The following is a 14,626-nucleotide window of genomic DNA, read 5'->3' on the forward strand; positions in this document are numbered from 1 at the left end:
ATGGCTGGGGCCCGACGCTCGGGCCGGGTGCTCCAGGGTTCCTCGGGTTTTGGGGCGGGCAGGGTCGGTGCCGCAGGTCAGGTGGCCGGTCGTGGCAGTGCCGTGAGGCGGGCGAACGCACTGGCGAGTTCGTGCCGCCAGGGCCAGTTCGCGGCGATCCGCAGTCGGATGCGGCGGCCGCCGCGAGTGATGCGGGCGGCTGCGTGCAGGATCCGGTAGCGGAGCTTTTTCGGCTCGGCGGTGGCCAACTCGCCCTCCAGCAGCAGAGTCTGGGTCCAGGCAAGCAGGTCTGTGGCGGTCAGCGCGAGCTCGAGCCACGCTTGGTTGACAGCGAAGTGACGGGAGGGGAAGCGGCCCAAGCCGGTGGTCTTGCCGCAGCGGATGCGGTCCTCAACGCGGGCGTGGCCCCGATGGCGGACCTCCAGGTGCTGCAGGGAGCCCTCGCCGTAGGGGGTGTCGGTGAGAAAGACCTGGTGGCGCATGCCTCGTCCCGGTCGAACAGGGACAGTTGGGCGCCGGGGTGCGGGCGCTCACGGCGGACGATGATGCGCGTGCCGTCGGGGTAGCCGGCCAGGTCGATCATGCCGGTCAGCTCGGCGACTTCCGCGCCCTGGCGCAGGGTGCCGTCCTGTTCGAGTGCGGGATGCCAGACCTGCTCGGGCAGGGCCCGGATCGCCTGGCGGACCGACTCGGTGACGGCGTATCCGACGGAGAAGTAGGTGAGGATCCCACATGAGCGCAGGGCCCGCACGTGGTCCAGGAACGCTTTCGCTCCTCCGGCACTGTCTGTCCGCGCGGACGAGGATGGGTGTGCCGTGGCGGTGTGCGTCGGGGATCTGGGCAAGGGCCTGGTCGAGGACGGTGATGTGGTCAGCGGCGGTGTTGGCACCGGCGTTGCCGGGCCTGAGCAGTGCGGCCAGGGCTTCGCCGGTGTTGTCCAGGAAGCACAGCAATGGGTGGTAGCCGAAGCCGCGCTTGTAGGTGGCCGCCGCCTGCTCCTTCTCGGAGTGGCAGGTAACCAGGGTGGCGTCGAGGTCCAGGACAAGACCGGGCAGGTCGCGTCCGCCCGCGCGGGCTGCGGGTATCCCTGCCCTGGTCTCGGCGGCTTGCAGCCATGCGACCTCCCGGGCGGTGGCCCTGGCCGAGCGCAGGCGGGCGAGTGCAGCCGAGTCGATGCCGGCCAGCAGGCGCCAGGCGGTCGGCGTGGAGGCGACGGGGCCGAACACCTCCGCCTGGTCGCGCAGCAGGGCCAGGTCCGTTATCGCATCGCCGCCGTCGGCGAGCATGACCGCGAGATCGACCGCGATCCGGACGGGATCGTGCCCGGTGCCACGCGGTCGCAGCCGACGGAGTGCGTCCGCGAAGGCGCTGGTCAGGCCAGTGACATCGGCGAGATCGGCCAGCAAGCGGGATCCGGCGTGACTGGCCACCCCGTGACCGTCGGCCGACACGACGAGCTTGGGACGCGACCGGGTAGGGTGCACGCAGAAAGTGCCTTCCTGCTGTGATGACAGAGACCTTCGACAAGCCTCATCTTCCCAGCTCAGAAGGCACTTTCGCTTTTCCGATCAAGACTCGGACACCGCCGCGAGTGAAACGCGCAGGCTAGCCCGCACCGTTCGGGAAGGGGCCGTCGGAAAAGGACCCGGGCCACGGGCACCTCGTCGGCGGCCTACTTCACTCCGCCGGTGGCAGCGGGACGGCACCTGGCATCAGATCTTCATCGCGCTCCAGGCCCGGGCCGACGCGAAAGAGCTGATCACCTGGGACCTCAACGTCGACTCCACGGTGTGCCGGGCCCACCAGCACGCCGCCGGGGCAAGGAAAAGGGGGAGCTGCAGAAGGAGCCGCCGGGCGGCGTCACCGTCGAGCCGGACGACCACGGGCTCGGCCGCTCGCGCGGGGGCCTGACCACCAAGCTGCACTTGGCCGTCGAACAGGGCCAGAAGCTCATGTCCATCGTGATCACGGCCGGGCAGCGGGGCGATTCTCCGCAGTTCGAGGCTGTCCTGAACAAGGTCCGTGTTCCGCGTCTTGGGCCGGGCAGTGCGGGTGCCGATAAATCATTCACCCAGGTGGAGGCCTTGATCGACTGGCCCCTCAGGCCGCGCTCGTCAACAACTCCGATGTCTTCACGTGGACAGACGCGGACGGCATCATGATCTGTCGTGCTGCTGCGCCTGGCCTACCTTGCTGCGACCAACACCCTGTCGCTCCTGCGCCTGCTGCCGATGAGCGACCGGGGCAAAGACATCGAGATCCTTGCCCTGCGGCACCAACTGCTCGTACTGCAACGCCAGGTCGGCAAGCCAACGTTCACAGACACCGACCGCGCTGTCCTCGCCGGCCTGCTCCATCACCTCTCGAGACAGAAGCTGCGCCAGCTCCTGCTGCTGGTACGCCCGGACACAATCATGCGGTGGCATCGCAACCTGCTCAAGCGACGACACGCAGCCACCTGCGTGCCGAAGCGGCGCGGACGCCCACCCACGGTCCGCTCCATCCGCGCCCTGGTCCTGCGCCTGGCTCACGAGAATTCCTCGTGGGGCTATCGCCGGATCCACGGCGAGCTCGCGGTGCTGGGCATCAAGGTCGCCGCCTCCACCGTCTGGGAGATCCTCCGCGAGCACGGCATCCCACCCGCGCCCGAACGGCAGAGCACGACCTGGGCCCACTTCCTGCGCAGCCAGGCCGGCGCGCTGCTCGCCTGCGACTTCTTCGAGACCCGCACCCTGACCGGGGCGCGTCTGTACGTCTTCACCGTCATCGAGCACTCCACCCGGCGCATCCGGATCCTCGGCGCCACCGCGCACCCCACCGCGGACTGGGTCGTGCAACTCGGACGCAATCTCCTCATGGACCTGGAGGACGCGGGCAGCCAGGCCCGACTCCTGATCCGCGACCGCGACGCGAAGTTCACGCAGGCTTTCGACGCCCTGCTGGCCGACGCCGGACTGAGAGTCGTCACCACCGGCATACAAATACCCCGAATGAAGTTTCCCCGTGATCTCGGACACGTGATCGTTACGCCGCAAGGGCGTGCTGGTGTCGTTGCCTGGTCTCGGCCGGGGTGAGGTAGCCGAAGATTTTGTGCTTGCGCAGACGGCGGCGGTTGTAGAAGGTCTCGATGAAGGTGAAGACCTCGGCGCGGGCGGTCGCCCGGTCGGGCCAGGTCCGGGTGCCGATCTCCTCCTTCAGGAGGGCCCAGAAGCTCTCCGCGGCGGCATTGTCGAAACATGACCCAGTCCGCCCGCAACTCTGCCGGAGTCCCAACTCCTCTATCCGGTAACGGAATTGGGACGAGGTATACTCGCTGCCGCGATCGCTGTGGATCACACATCCCGGCTCCAGGTTCCCCCGGCCATGTGCCATGTCCAGGGCGTCGACGACGAGGTCGGCTCGGTGGTGATCGGCCATGGCATAGCCGACGACCTCGCGGGTGGCCAGGTCCAGCCAGCAGGCGAGGTAGAGCCAGCCCTCGGCGGTGGGCAGGTAGGTGATGTCGCCGACCAGCTTGATCCCGGGACGCTCGGCGTGGAAGTCACGGCCGATCAGGTCCGGGGTCGGCTTCGCCTTCGCATCCGGCCGGGTCAGCGAGCGGCGCTTGCGCCGTGTGACGCCGCGTATGTCGCGCTCGCGCATCACGCGGGCGACACGCTTGCGGTTCACCCGCTGCCCCAGGCGTCGCAGTTCAGCGTGAATGCGCGGGACACCGTAGGTATGGCGGGAGGCGATGTGCAGCACCGTGATCTCATGCCCGAGCGCGTCGTTCGCGGCCTCCCGGGCGCGGCGGGCCGCCTCGCCATCACACCACGCGTAGTACGACGAGCGGGCGACCTTCAGCACCCGGCACAGCAGAACGACCGGGTAGTTCGCCTTCTCCGTGTGGATGAACCGGTACAGCTCGCTCACCGGTCGTTCTCCTTCACGAAGAAGGCGGTCGCTTTTTTCAGGATCTCGATCGTCTGCTGTTGTTCGCGGACCTCCTTGCGCAGCCGCTTGAGTTCCTCGCGCTCGGCGCTGGTCAGCTCACCGGGCTCGCCCTCGCCCCGGTCCGCCTTGGCCCGGCGGTACCAGCCACGCAGGGACTCCGAGCTGATGCCGAGTTCCCGGGCCACCGCAGTGACCGTCTTGCCCGAGGAGTCGACGAGCGCGATCGCGTCCCGCTTGAACTCCTCGGTGTACCGCTTCGTGTACTTGCTTCCCACCTGGTGCTACTTCCTCTGGAACCTCAGGTCCCAGTCTCCAGGTGTCCACGATCAAGGGGAAGCTTCAGCTGGGTCTTCAGCGCCGTCCTCGCCGCGACCTCCCGCATCTGCTTCGCCCGCACCCGCCGCACGTGGTGGGCGTCGTCGTCCAGGACGACACCGTCGGCGAGCGCCGCCTCAGTCAACGCTGCGAGGTACGAGTCACGTGGTAGTCAGCTGCTGCTCGAACGATGGTCGGTTGCTACAGGTTCCGCCGCTGGAAAACTGGTGCCCCGATGCGACTGGGGCCGCTACTTTCAATCCGTATGAGCAAGCATCTCTCCCTGCGTGAGGCCGTGTTGTCGTGGCTTGAGTACGCGGGCGGTCTGTCCCCAACACCCCAGTCCATCGTGGTACTGATGCTCCAGCCCCACTGGGAGGACGTGGTGAGTGAGGTGGCCGCCGCGGCGCCTAGGGAAGAGCACCCCGACCTCTACACAAGGGTCGACGGAGACTGGGCCCCAAACCCCCTGACGCTGCTGGAGGAGTCGGGCCTGTCTGCGGCGGCACGTCTGATTGCCCAGGGCGCACCGGTCCCTGTCTCCGAGGTCGCGGACAGCTTCGTCACCTTCTGCACAGGCCCGGCACCGATCACTGAGCAATGGCTGCTCCTCAACGGCACCTTCCCCCAGGGAACACGGATTCCGCTGGGGCGGCACACCCTTCAGACCTTCACCGCGGACGAGCTTCGTCAGACGGTCCCGATGCCGGCGCTGAGCGGATTGGAGCCCTGGAGCCGCGATCTCGGCCTGATCACCGGCGCACCGTTCCTCCATGTTCCCGATCCCGGCCGCACGGTCACCCGTCGTCCGACCTGGTTCGACTTCACCGGCCCGCGTGCGGAAGCCCAGCACTGGCAGGCCCTTCTTCCGTTGATGCTGTGGGACAGCGAACTGCTCCGGGTGGACTCGGTCTTCACCGTCGCGCGCGGACGCCGCTTCGATCTGAACCCCAGAAATGTGCCGACGACTATCCGGGTCTATGAAGGGCGGCACGGGAGAGAAGAGGAGGTCGAGGTCCGCGACACCGGCGAATTCCATGTCCCGGCCACATGTCTTCCGGCCCTGGCTGACTTCTGCGCCGCGCTCTCGGCGAAGATCGACGCGGTCATGGCAGGCGCTACCCACGACCGGAAAATCGTCAACCGGCGAGCCAGGCGCCTCGAACGCGCCGCCCGGCACCTCCTGGCCGCCTACCAGCGCACCTACAACGACGACGGTGTATGGGACGTGGAGGCCGACGAACTGCATCTCGACTACGTCATCGCTCTGGAAGCCCTGCTGATCAGCCCCAACGACAAACGCGAAGGCATCGCCGACAACATCCGCTCCCGCGCGGCCGCACTGTTTCTCGCCCCTGACCACCAAGAAGAGGCCACGAAGATCGTCCGACGTGCCTACAAGGCTCGATCCGCTTACGTGCACGGCGACGTGATCAAAGACCAGATAGGGCAGGAGCAGCTGCGAACCCTCCGGCTCCTCACACTGCAGGTCATCCTGCGCTGGCTCGTACTGACCCCTTCCGACACCGACGACCTCGCGCCCCTGCTCGATGCTGCCGCCCAGGACACAGTCCGCGAAAACCACATCAGCCAGCCCCTGCGCGCCTTCTTTACCACTACACCGCCACGCAACCGGCCCGCCGACGTCACCGCCACATGACCCCTGGGGGAAGCCGCCCGTCGCAAGGGAAGAAGCCCCCCGGCGGCCGCTGGTGCAGAGCGGGCCGCCGGGGGCCTCATGCGGGTCGCCCGGAGCCGACGGGGGAGGCGGCGCCGGGCGACGTCAAGGGGAGACTACTGCGGTATTCTCCGCGGCAGGTGCGGCGTCCTGGAGCCGGTCCAGCCGTTCGTAGAGCGCGCGCATCATGCGGGCCTTGCTCTCGCATCGCGGCGCGTTCGTCCGGTTGCACGTAGACCACCATGACGGCTTCTTCGGTCAGCAGCGCCACGTCGGCGACCTCTTCAGCGGAGAAGGAAAGACCATCGTGGAGGCTCCAGTTGCCCAGAAAGCGGGCCTCGTGCAAGTCGGCGACGATCTCAGCAGGCACGCCCTGGGCCGCCAGGCCGTCGATCCTCTCGAACAGGTTGTTCCCGGCGGCCTGCTTGTCCCGGCAGAGTTCTTCGACGGCGGTCCGGTACATGCCGGCCGCGGCCCTCAGCGCGCCGACGGCCTCGCACCGGGCCCCTTCATGGAACAGATCGCGCACCTTGGCCGGGGCCGCCTCATGCAACGTCCTGGGGTCCTCGCGCGGGTGCATCAACTTGACGAACCTGACCTTGACCCGTTTGAGCTCCTCAGCCGTCGGCGGGTCTGACCAACCCGAGAGATCCGGCCCCCAGTAAGCGAGGAAGACGCAGGTCTTCCCGCACAGCTGGCACCCCAGGACGTACTCATCCACCTGCCACCGGTCCGGCTGACGTGCGGGAGCCGGCGGTGTTGCTCGGAGAAGTCGGCGCCGCCAGCCCGGCGTAGGGAGCTATGGCCCGCCGACGTGGAGCTACTGGGGCTGGCCGAACCAGATACGCCAGGCGAGGTGACCTGGATGCAGGACCGCTTGGCTCACAGTTTGACTGAAATCGCACCCGCTCCCGCCGGTCCGCCGAAGGCGAGCAGCGGGTCCGAGAGCTGCGGATCGCCCTCGATGGGCAAGGCGCAGAGCGACGTGAGAGCAGCGCCAGTGACGACACGCGCCAGCTCATCGCCCGTGCGGGGATCCCATACGCGCACGGTGGTGTCCTGTTGACCCGCCGTGGCAAGGAGGCATGGTGCGGTGGGTGAAGCTTGGAAGCTAGTAATGGCGGTGACCGGGCCCTGATGGCCGTGCAGCACGGGATACGCCTCCCGCCTCGGTGCCTCCGGGGACCAGAAGCGGAGGTCGTGTCCCTTGACGTGGTGTAGGCGATCAATCGTCGGTCGTGTTGGTGGTGTTGGGGAGTGCGGGGGCGCTTTCGCCGGCTTCGGTGGGGTAGATCTGGTCCATGCTGCCTTCGGGTAGGTAGCGGCGGGGGAAGGCGATCCACTCGTCGTGCATCTCGAAGAGCACGGCGGTGACCAGTCGGAGGAGAGCGTCGTCGTTGGGGAAGACCTGGACGACATCGACGCGGCGTTTGATCTCGCGGTTGATCCGCTCCAGCGGGTTCGTGGACTGAATCTTCTTCCAGTGCCGTTCCGGGAAGGCCGCGAAGGCGGTGAGGTCGTCCTTGGGTCCAGGAGCATCTGCTTGACCTGGGGAAACTGTGCGCCCAGCATGTCGGCGACCGTGTCGAGCTGGTTGCGGACGGCGTCCTGGTCGGGCTGGGCGAAGATGGTGCGGATCGTCGCGGCGACCATTTCCGCGGCGTCCTTGGGGATCACGCCGAAGACATTGCGCAGGAAATGAACCCGGCAGCGCTGGTAGGCCGCGCCGATCATGACCTTGCGGATCGCCTTGACCAGGCCCGAGTGGTGATCGCCCAGTACGAGTCGGACACCGCCCAGACCGCGTTCGCGCAGGTGACGCAGGAACTGGGTCCAGAACACCTCGGTCTCGCTGTCGCCGACCATCACTCCCAGCACCTCGCGGCCGCCGTCCTCGGTGATGCCGGTGGCGATCACCACGGCCCGCGAGACGATCTGGTGCGCGACCCGTGCCTTGCAGTAGGTCGCATCGAGGTAGACGTAGGGGAAGCGGGTGTGGTCCAGGGGCCGGCCGCGGAACGCGGTCAGCTGGGTGTCCAGGTCCGCGCAGATCCGTGAGACCTCGCTCTTGGAGATCCCGCTGTCCGCACCCAGCGCCTTGACCAGGTCGTCGACCGAACGGGTGGACACTCCGTGCACGTACGCCTCCATGATGACGGCGAACAGAGCCTGGTCGATGCGGCGGCGACGCTCCAGCAGGCTCGGGAAGAAGCTGCCCGAGCGCAGCTTGGGTATGGCCAGGTCCAGGTCACCGGCCTGCGTAGTCAGCGTCTTGTCGCGGTGCCCGTTGCGCAGCGCGGTGCGTGTCTCGGTGTGCTCGTTCCACTCCGCACCGATCCTCGACGTCGCCTCGGCCTCGATCAGCTCCTGCAGCATCCGCTCGGCCACGAAACGGACGAGTTCGAGTCCGTCCGCCGAACGCAGTGACTCCAGCAGCCGAAGTAAGTCATGCTGGGACAGGGCCATCATGCACCTCCTGGTTGAACTGGCCGTTTACCAGGGAGAGTTGCATGGTGGCCCGCCTGCCGGGCAGGGAGCGGAATCCCTATCGACACACGCCCCGGGGCGTACGCCCCAACGTTGATCGGCTACACCACGAAGCGGGACGCCATCGAAGCGGACGGTGCCGTCGGAGCCTCCGGTGGCGAGGAGGACAGACCCGTCCTCCGCCGCCCAGGTGGTCAGGCAGCCGACGACGCCGATACGCCGGGGGAGGAGTGGTGCGGATGGCTGCTCGGGACGGCAGAACCGTACGGCGGCAGCGGCCGAGAAGGCCACCATCATGCCTTCTGGGTGTGGCAGGGCCGCCAGGGCGCGAACGGCTCCTCTTTCATGGATGACAGACCACGGCTCGCGGGTGTCCAAGTCGTGGAAGCTCACGGTGCCTGAACTGGTACCGCTGGCCAGGAACACCTGGTCCGGGTCATCTGCCTGGAACGTGGTCAGGGCACGTGTCCGGGTCAGCCTATGTACCGGCATGATCCGGTCTGTGGCTTGGATCGGATCATGCATGCGAAACCAGCCGTATTCCTGGTCCCACCGGAAGATGTCGCCGCGGGACGTGCCCGCGATCACTGAGCCTTTTCAGCGTTGCCGCTCCAGGGTGAGGACGGCAGCGGAGATTGACGACATTCGATTCGGACTGCACCGGGACCTGCGGAAGATCCGCCACGACTTCAGTCGCGCGACGCCGCGCTCGACCGGTGCCCGAGCCGCGGACAGCGCGCGGTTGACGGTTTGTTGGGTGGGGTTGAGGTCACGGCCCGGCGGGCGTCTGAGGGGTGTCGTCACCCACGGGCCAGCTCCCATGTAGGCACGGTCGGCGAGGACCGGGACGCCCTGGCGTTCGCAGATCCGGATGATCCGGTGGGCGCGGGCCGCGGTGAGATCGTGCGCGCGGCCGGGCAGCACGGGCGAGATCCACAGCAGCCGCCCCGCCGGGTCGGTCACCACCTGCACGTTCACCCCATGTCGCCGGTGTTTGTGGGAGAAGTCGGCCCGGCTGTCGCCGACCCGGTCGCACTCCGCGAGGGTGCCGTCGAGCAGGACGTAGTCGGGATCGGTCTCGCGCAGCACCTTGAGCAGGCCCGGTGCACGTTCTGCGAGCAGGCTGATCACGGTGGTGGTGTAGGCGTGGGCGGTGCCCACCGAGATACCGAAGCCGGCGGCGATCTGGGCGAGGGTGTCGTGTCGGCGCAGGTACACCAGGCCGACCAGCGCACGCTGGTGCGGCGGGAGCTTGCAGCGGCGGTCACCCTCGCGGGTGACGATGAGCATGGTGACCCACTCGACCAGGGCGTGGGGCAGGTCGAGTGCGGCAGAATGCGGAACCAACGCGGCTCCTGTGCCTGTGGGTTGAGACTTCGAACACCTCCCCCAACGGCACGGGAGCCTCGTGCGTTGCGGACACCACCAGCGTCACCCGATCAGTGGCCACTCTGAAAAGGCTCACTGATACCGATCCATTGGGCCACAGGTGGCTGGTGATAGCGGTCAGTCCCTCGGGGGCCGCTTCTTCGGGCAGACTGAACTGCTGCAGTACTTCTCCGGTGGCGGCTGCGGTGATGTTGAGGAAGCGTGGGGAGATCGGTCTCAGAAGGCGGGTCGCTCCTCCCGGCACGGGCAGCGCGGCGAGGAGTGAGCCGTCACTCGGCCCTTCCCAGCGTGTGTCTCGGTGTGACGCGGGGGCGGAAAGGTCCCAGATTCGCACGGTGTGATCGTCGGATCCGGACACCAGCAGCGGTGCGCTCCCACCTGTGTCGAGGATGGCCAGGCCCTTGACCCTCTTGTCGTGGTCGGCTGCGAACTCGCTCACTGCCGCCCCGGTTTCTGGATCCCAGAGGCGTACAGTCCCTCCCCGGCTGGGGCCTAGAGCAAGCAGCGTTCCTCTGCGGTGATCGGGGCCGACGGGGTACAAGCAGATGGCCACAGCAGACTCACGGATGACAGGTGCCGTCTGCTCGCCTGTCCACGCGTTGTAGTTGCGCACGGACCCCGTGGACCGTGAGGCCGCGGCCATCCGCGGCCTGCCATGAGGGTCGAGGTACAGGGCGAGCGCCGAGACACCTCGCCCTTGGCCCGCGACCTCAACGACCGGCCGGAGCGAATCGGCATCGAGAATCTCGACCATGCTGCCCTCTCCGCCGACCGCGAGCAGGTGCTGGCCGGTGGGCAGCCGCAGCGCCGCAATGGCCTTGACTGAATCGCCCCACATGGTTGCCCGGGGTGTTCTGGACAGCACCTGCCGGGCGAGAGGATCGCAGATCACTAGGCCCTCGGTGGTGCCCAGCGCTAGCCGGGCACTGCCGCCCGCTGCGAAGACGGCCAAGGCGTGCACAGGGACTGAAACGGGGAGGTGGTCGATCCGGCCGCTCTGCGGATCGTAGAGCCACGCGCCGTTGTTGCAGCCGACCGCAAGGAGGGGTTCTCCCTGGGGGCCAGCTAGCACAGCCAGGGCACGTGCGTATGGAGCGCGGCGTACGGGCAGCCCGAAGTCGGTGCCGGAGAGCGGGTCCCACAGGCGGACCTCACCACTGGTGTCTCCTGCCGCCACGAGGAGGGTGCCGTCGGGCAGATTGAAGGACACGAGGGAGGAGACTGGCGTGTAGGAGCGACCCAGCAGGTTTCCGGCCAGCCGCAATTCGTTCCACTGCGGGGCGAGACGGGGCTGCGCATGTGCCTCATCGTGCTCTCTGCGGGTGGTCGGCCCCGCTTCGTCCACCGTCAGGTCCTGCGCGCTGAATGCGATGCCGTCGTACTCGCTGGCCATTCCAAGGGCGGCCAGGTCCAGGCTGTCGGCGCGTGCCGAGTGCGGGGCATCGGCGAGGAAAGGCTCGACACGTGCCCAGGAGGCCAGGTGCAGCGTCCGGGACGCCGGGTTCGCAGGGAGCCCAAGAGCGCCCCGTACGGTGCCGCTGGTCTCCCAGGGGAGGAAGTGCGTCGGAACGTGACTGCCGTCGAGGGCCTTCGCGGCTGCGGAGTGGGCCACCAGGTGACGCCGCAGATAGGGGTGCGGTGCCTGATGCTGGCCCGCGCGGGGAATCAGCCGCTCGAATGCCTCGACCAGTGACCGGTGAGTGTCCGAGATCTCCTCGTCCGAGAGTCTCTCCCGCCCGCCTGTTTCCGGGGCGCCGACGAGTCTGTGCGGGGTGTACCGGAGTGTTTCGCTGATCCGCTCGTGCACTGGCCGGTATACGGTCCGGCCGTCCTCGACGGCGGTGATCAGGTAGCCGGAGAGGCGGCTGTCCCAAACCTTCCGGATGACGTCGTCTGGGTCGGTGATGGGGGACGGTGACAGGCACTGCACGGCGGCCGGCCAGATGTCGGCCCATGGCAGGCCAGCTCCGTGCGCGAATGCGGTGGCGCGCAGTACGGACATGAGTTGCTCAGCGGCCGTGGAGTGCGTGTCGGCGACCTCGATGAGGTCTTCCCGCAGGAGGGCTTCGGTGCCCTGACGCAGGGTCTGGAGCCATCCAGGGTCCTCCGGATCGGGCAGGGTGCACCGTGCCCGGAGCCGCTGGGCGGCGATGCGTGCGTCCAGGAAGGAAGGGGCCACCTCCCGGGCCACTGCCTCGGCCAGTTCTCCGTAACGGTCCAGCAGCGACGCCGACGGAACCTCTCCGCCTTCCTGGTCCCCGAGCGGCGCCTCCAGCAACGCGAAGGCGTACGCGGCAATGTCCGGCGCGGCGTTGGGACCGTCCGTACGGAGTGGGATACCGGCGGCAGTGGCCCGTACCAGCAGGTCGAGGAGATCCGGGGTCTGGGCGCGGGCGGTCGGAGCGTCGGCCTCGGCCGAAGTACCGAGCCGACTGCTGCGGATGCCGAGCAGCAGCCGGACGGCAGGCCGTTCGTCCGGCATCCGCAGATCCGCCAGCGGCCGCAAAAGGTCGGTGATGGTGCGCGTCGGATTCCTGGCTTCATCAATGCCGTCCACTACGAGGGTGAGCGGCTCGCCCCGCTGCCGAGCCGTGCTCTGCACCAGGCTCCGCAGCCGAGCGAGATGTCCGCTCTCGTCGCCGCCAGCCCGAGATGGGGCTGCCAGGCCCGGGGAGTCGCCGAGCGCCTCGCAGAGCACCCGGGCGAGATCGTCCGGGTCGGTGTTGCGGGCAAGAACGGCAGCGTCCACCGAGCCTTCCGGGACCTGGAGTTCCTCCGGTATCCCGGCGACCAGCGCGCGGTACGTCTCGTCAGCCCGGAAGCGGGTGTCGCTGAGGGTTACGGTACGGGCGAGGAGGGCGGATTTCCCGGAGCCGGCCACGCCGGTGACGATCAGTACGCCTTCGGTTCCGGTCAAGAAGGCGAGGATGCGCTTGACCAGCTCGGTGCGACCGGTGAAGTACCAGCCCGGACTGTCCGGTTCGGAGGTGCCGGTCGCACGTGAGATCCAGAACGCGTCGAGCTGGGCCCGTGTCCACCCGACCTGGCGGGAGGAAGCCATCAGTACCGGTTCGCTCCCCGTGTAGCCGGGGTTGGGCAGGCAGGGGCTCAACTGTTCCTGCGCCCTCTCCGTGCTGGCCGAGAGCGTGGGCCAGACGTACGTGGGGTCGGCCATGGTGCTCTGGTCGAACACCTCACGAACGATGCTCTTCCATTCCTGCCAGCTGAGGTGCGGCTCGGCGAAGCCGTTCGTCTCGTCCTCACAGTGTGCGCGCACGGCCCGCAGGACGTTGACGAAGGCGTTCGTGCGGGGCGTGCTCTGGTCGTTCCCGGCAACAAGGACGACCAGCGAGGCAAGGTCGCGGCGCTCCTGCCGCAGGCCTTTCAGCATGCTCTTGAGCTCGGACTCGAGCTGACCCGAGAAGCATGAGTCCACCATCACCAGGACGTGCGAGGCGTGAGAGTCCAGCACGGTGGTGATGATCTCGGCGGTCGGGAACGCGGTGGCGTACGGCCTCTCCACGTACGTGTCCCGCAACTGAAGGAAATGCTGAGGGGAGTTCGTCGGGGCCAAACCGTGCCCGGTGATGTAGACGACAAGGGCTTCGTCGTCGTCCGCGTTCCCGAGGTCTTCCTCTATGAGGAAGGTGCGCAGATCGCGCAGGTCATGCAACTGCTTCGCTTCGGAAGGCTCGAAACGGCGCGCGCCGTCGAGGGAGGGGTGTGCCCACCAGTCCTTCACAGTCGTCACCTGCGCGGTGATTTCCTTGCTGAACGCCTCCCGCTCGGCGGCAGATCCGTCATCGTACTCCGAGACCGCGATGACGACGAGGCGGCGGGCGAAGGTATCCGGGGCTGGCGTGCGTGTCACGGTCGGCCGCCCGCCACGGCGCGGGCCACCGGCACACTGCGGAGATACCGCAAGGCGCTGTGTGGGTCGCCGATGCCGTTGTCCACCTGGGCTTCAGTGAGCTCCCGCGCGATGGCGGACAGGCCTGCGCCCCCGGTGATGAAGTCGTCGGGGTCGAAGACATTGACCCACCTAATGTGCGAGTCGAGCTGGAGGGGCGTGCCATCGGTGATGCCCATGAGCCGTCGCACGGCGGGGATGCCCAGTGGCGAGCCGCAGGTCACCAGTGTGTGGAGAGCAGAGCCGGTGCCCGCAGCACCGACCTCCTTGTGGCGGAGCAGATCGTAGGCGATGACGCTGCCGAGCGAATGGCCGATGACCACGGCGGCATCCGGCGTGAACCCGTCTCGGATGAACGCCCGGACCTCGGCGGCCAGGGCCGGCTTCGTGAGGTAATAGCGCACCTCACGCATGCGCCGGACGATGAACTGCACGCCACCGCCCGGGCGACGGCGGTCATAGGCCATCGCCAGCCGGGTCAGGCGCGGTGACCACAGCTTGGGCGGTCCCAGAGTGGCCAGGGGCTGGGTTTCGGCGAAGACTACGTCCTCGGGCCGTACAAGGTCGGCAAAGACCTCGGCGACGAACTCCTCTTCCGCTGGATCCATCGGCACGGACTCGCCGAAGAGGTCGTCCTCGGGGCCAAGACGGTCTGTTCCCCTCGCCAGGAGTGCCGTCCAATGCGGTACTTCGAGGGACGCCACACAGGCTGTTGCGTCGGGCAGCGAGTCGATGCCGCGCTTAAGGGCACGGCCCCAGTCGGCGGTCAGCTGATGCTGGGAAGTCTTCGACTGCCCGATTCCGTGCACGCCGACGACCCGTACTATCTGCACGCCTTACCCCGCCTCGCTCACCGTGTGCCTGCAAGCCCGGATCTGCTTTAGCCCGCTCCGGGCTGAGGACCATTGTGCTGC

Annotated in this window: 9 protein-coding genes and 3 pseudogenes; 3 read left to right on the top strand and 9 right to left on the bottom strand. The window is 67.9% G+C overall.

Annotated features, from left to right (window positions below):
* Window positions 1-77 precede the first annotated feature (77 nt).
* Window positions 78-1,484 (bottom strand): annotated as a pseudogene (locus tag HJD23_RS36880) (IS1380 family transposase).
* 292 nt (window positions 1,485-1,776) lie between these two features.
* Between HJD23_RS36880 and HJD23_RS36885 the strand changes: the two are divergent.
* Both HJD23_RS36885 and HJD23_RS36890 read left to right on the top strand, forming a co-directional pair.
* Window positions 1,777-1,934, top strand: a pseudogene (locus HJD23_RS36885) (IS5/IS1182 family transposase); the annotation flags it as partial.
* A 234-nt stretch (window positions 1,935-2,168) separates the two neighbouring features.
* Window positions 2,169-3,074, top strand: coding sequence for an integrase (locus HJD23_RS36890; protein ID WP_240980893.1), 906 nt, complete (start codon window positions 2,169-2,171; stop codon window positions 3,072-3,074).
* On the opposite strand, the gene HJD23_RS36895 is transcribed toward HJD23_RS36890, so the two are convergent.
* Genes HJD23_RS36895 through HJD23_RS36905 form a run of 3 tightly spaced genes read right to left on the bottom strand, consistent with a single transcriptional unit; the run spans window position 3,025 to window position 4,393 of the window.
* Window positions 3,025-3,912 (bottom strand): IS3 family transposase, encoded by an 888-nt coding sequence (locus HJD23_RS36895; RefSeq protein ID WP_171134113.1) that lies wholly within the window; start codon window positions 3,910-3,912, stop codon window positions 3,025-3,027. The two genes, HJD23_RS36890 and HJD23_RS36895, sit on opposite strands and share 50 nt — an antisense overlap.
* The gene (locus HJD23_RS36900; protein ID WP_171134068.1) at window positions 3,909-4,208 is read right to left on the bottom strand and encodes a transposase; all 300 of its coding nucleotides are present in this window, start codon (window positions 4,206-4,208) and stop codon (window positions 3,909-3,911) included. Before HJD23_RS36900 ends, HJD23_RS36895 begins: the two co-directional genes overlap by 4 nt.
* A gap of 23 nt (window positions 4,209-4,231) precedes the next feature.
* On the bottom strand, window positions 4,232-4,393 hold the full coding sequence (locus HJD23_RS36905; RefSeq protein ID WP_171134114.1) for a hypothetical protein: 162 nt from the start codon (window positions 4,391-4,393) through the stop codon (window positions 4,232-4,234).
* Window positions 4,394-4,513: 120 nt separating this feature from the next.
* Between HJD23_RS36905 and HJD23_RS36910 the strand changes: the two genes are divergently transcribed.
* On the top strand, window positions 4,514-5,908 hold the full coding sequence (locus tag HJD23_RS36910) for a HEPN domain-containing protein (RefSeq protein WP_171107312.1): 1,395 nt from the start codon (window positions 4,514-4,516) through the stop codon (window positions 5,906-5,908).
* Window positions 5,909-5,984: 76 nt separating this feature from the next.
* On the opposite strand, the gene HJD23_RS36915 is transcribed toward HJD23_RS36910, so the two are convergent.
* The 5 genes and pseudogenes from HJD23_RS36915 to HJD23_RS36935 all read right to left on the bottom strand — a co-directional run bounded on the left by HJD23_RS36915 (window position 5,985) and on the right by HJD23_RS36935 (window position 14,545).
* Entirely contained in the window at window positions 5,985-6,647 is a 663-nt protein-coding gene (locus HJD23_RS36915; protein WP_240980894.1) for a DUF4145 domain-containing protein, read from the bottom strand.
* 504 nt (window positions 6,648-7,151) lie between these two features.
* Window positions 7,152-8,392, bottom strand: a pseudogene (locus HJD23_RS36920) (IS256 family transposase).
* Window positions 8,393-9,010: 618 nt separating this feature from the next.
* Window positions 9,011-9,760, bottom strand: coding sequence for a transposase family protein (locus HJD23_RS36925; RefSeq protein ID WP_171113162.1), 750 nt, complete (start codon window positions 9,758-9,760; stop codon window positions 9,011-9,013).
* Entirely contained in the window at window positions 9,678-13,673 is a 3,996-nt protein-coding gene (locus tag HJD23_RS36930) for an AAA family ATPase (protein WP_171113160.1), read from the bottom strand. Before HJD23_RS36930 ends, HJD23_RS36925 begins: the two co-directional genes overlap by 83 nt.
* Window positions 13,670-14,545, bottom strand: a complete 876-nt coding sequence (locus HJD23_RS36935; RefSeq protein WP_240980895.1) for a hypothetical protein — start codon at window positions 14,543-14,545, stop codon at window positions 13,670-13,672. The genes HJD23_RS36930 and HJD23_RS36935 overlap by 4 nt, the downstream gene beginning before the upstream one ends.
* Window positions 14,546-14,626: the final 81 nt, after the last annotated feature.

The organism is Streptomyces sp. Z423-1 (genome assembly GCF_013009255.1).
In the GTDB taxonomy this organism is placed as follows: Bacteria; Actinomycetota; Actinomycetes; order Streptomycetales; family Streptomycetaceae; genus Streptomyces; species Streptomyces gossypiisoli.

Coding starts and splice junctions, on each gene's coding strand:
- HJD23_RS36910 (WP_171107312.1), top strand. CDS start 4,514: ATGAGCAAGCATCTCTCCCTGCGTGAGGCCGTGTTGTCGTGGCTTGAG.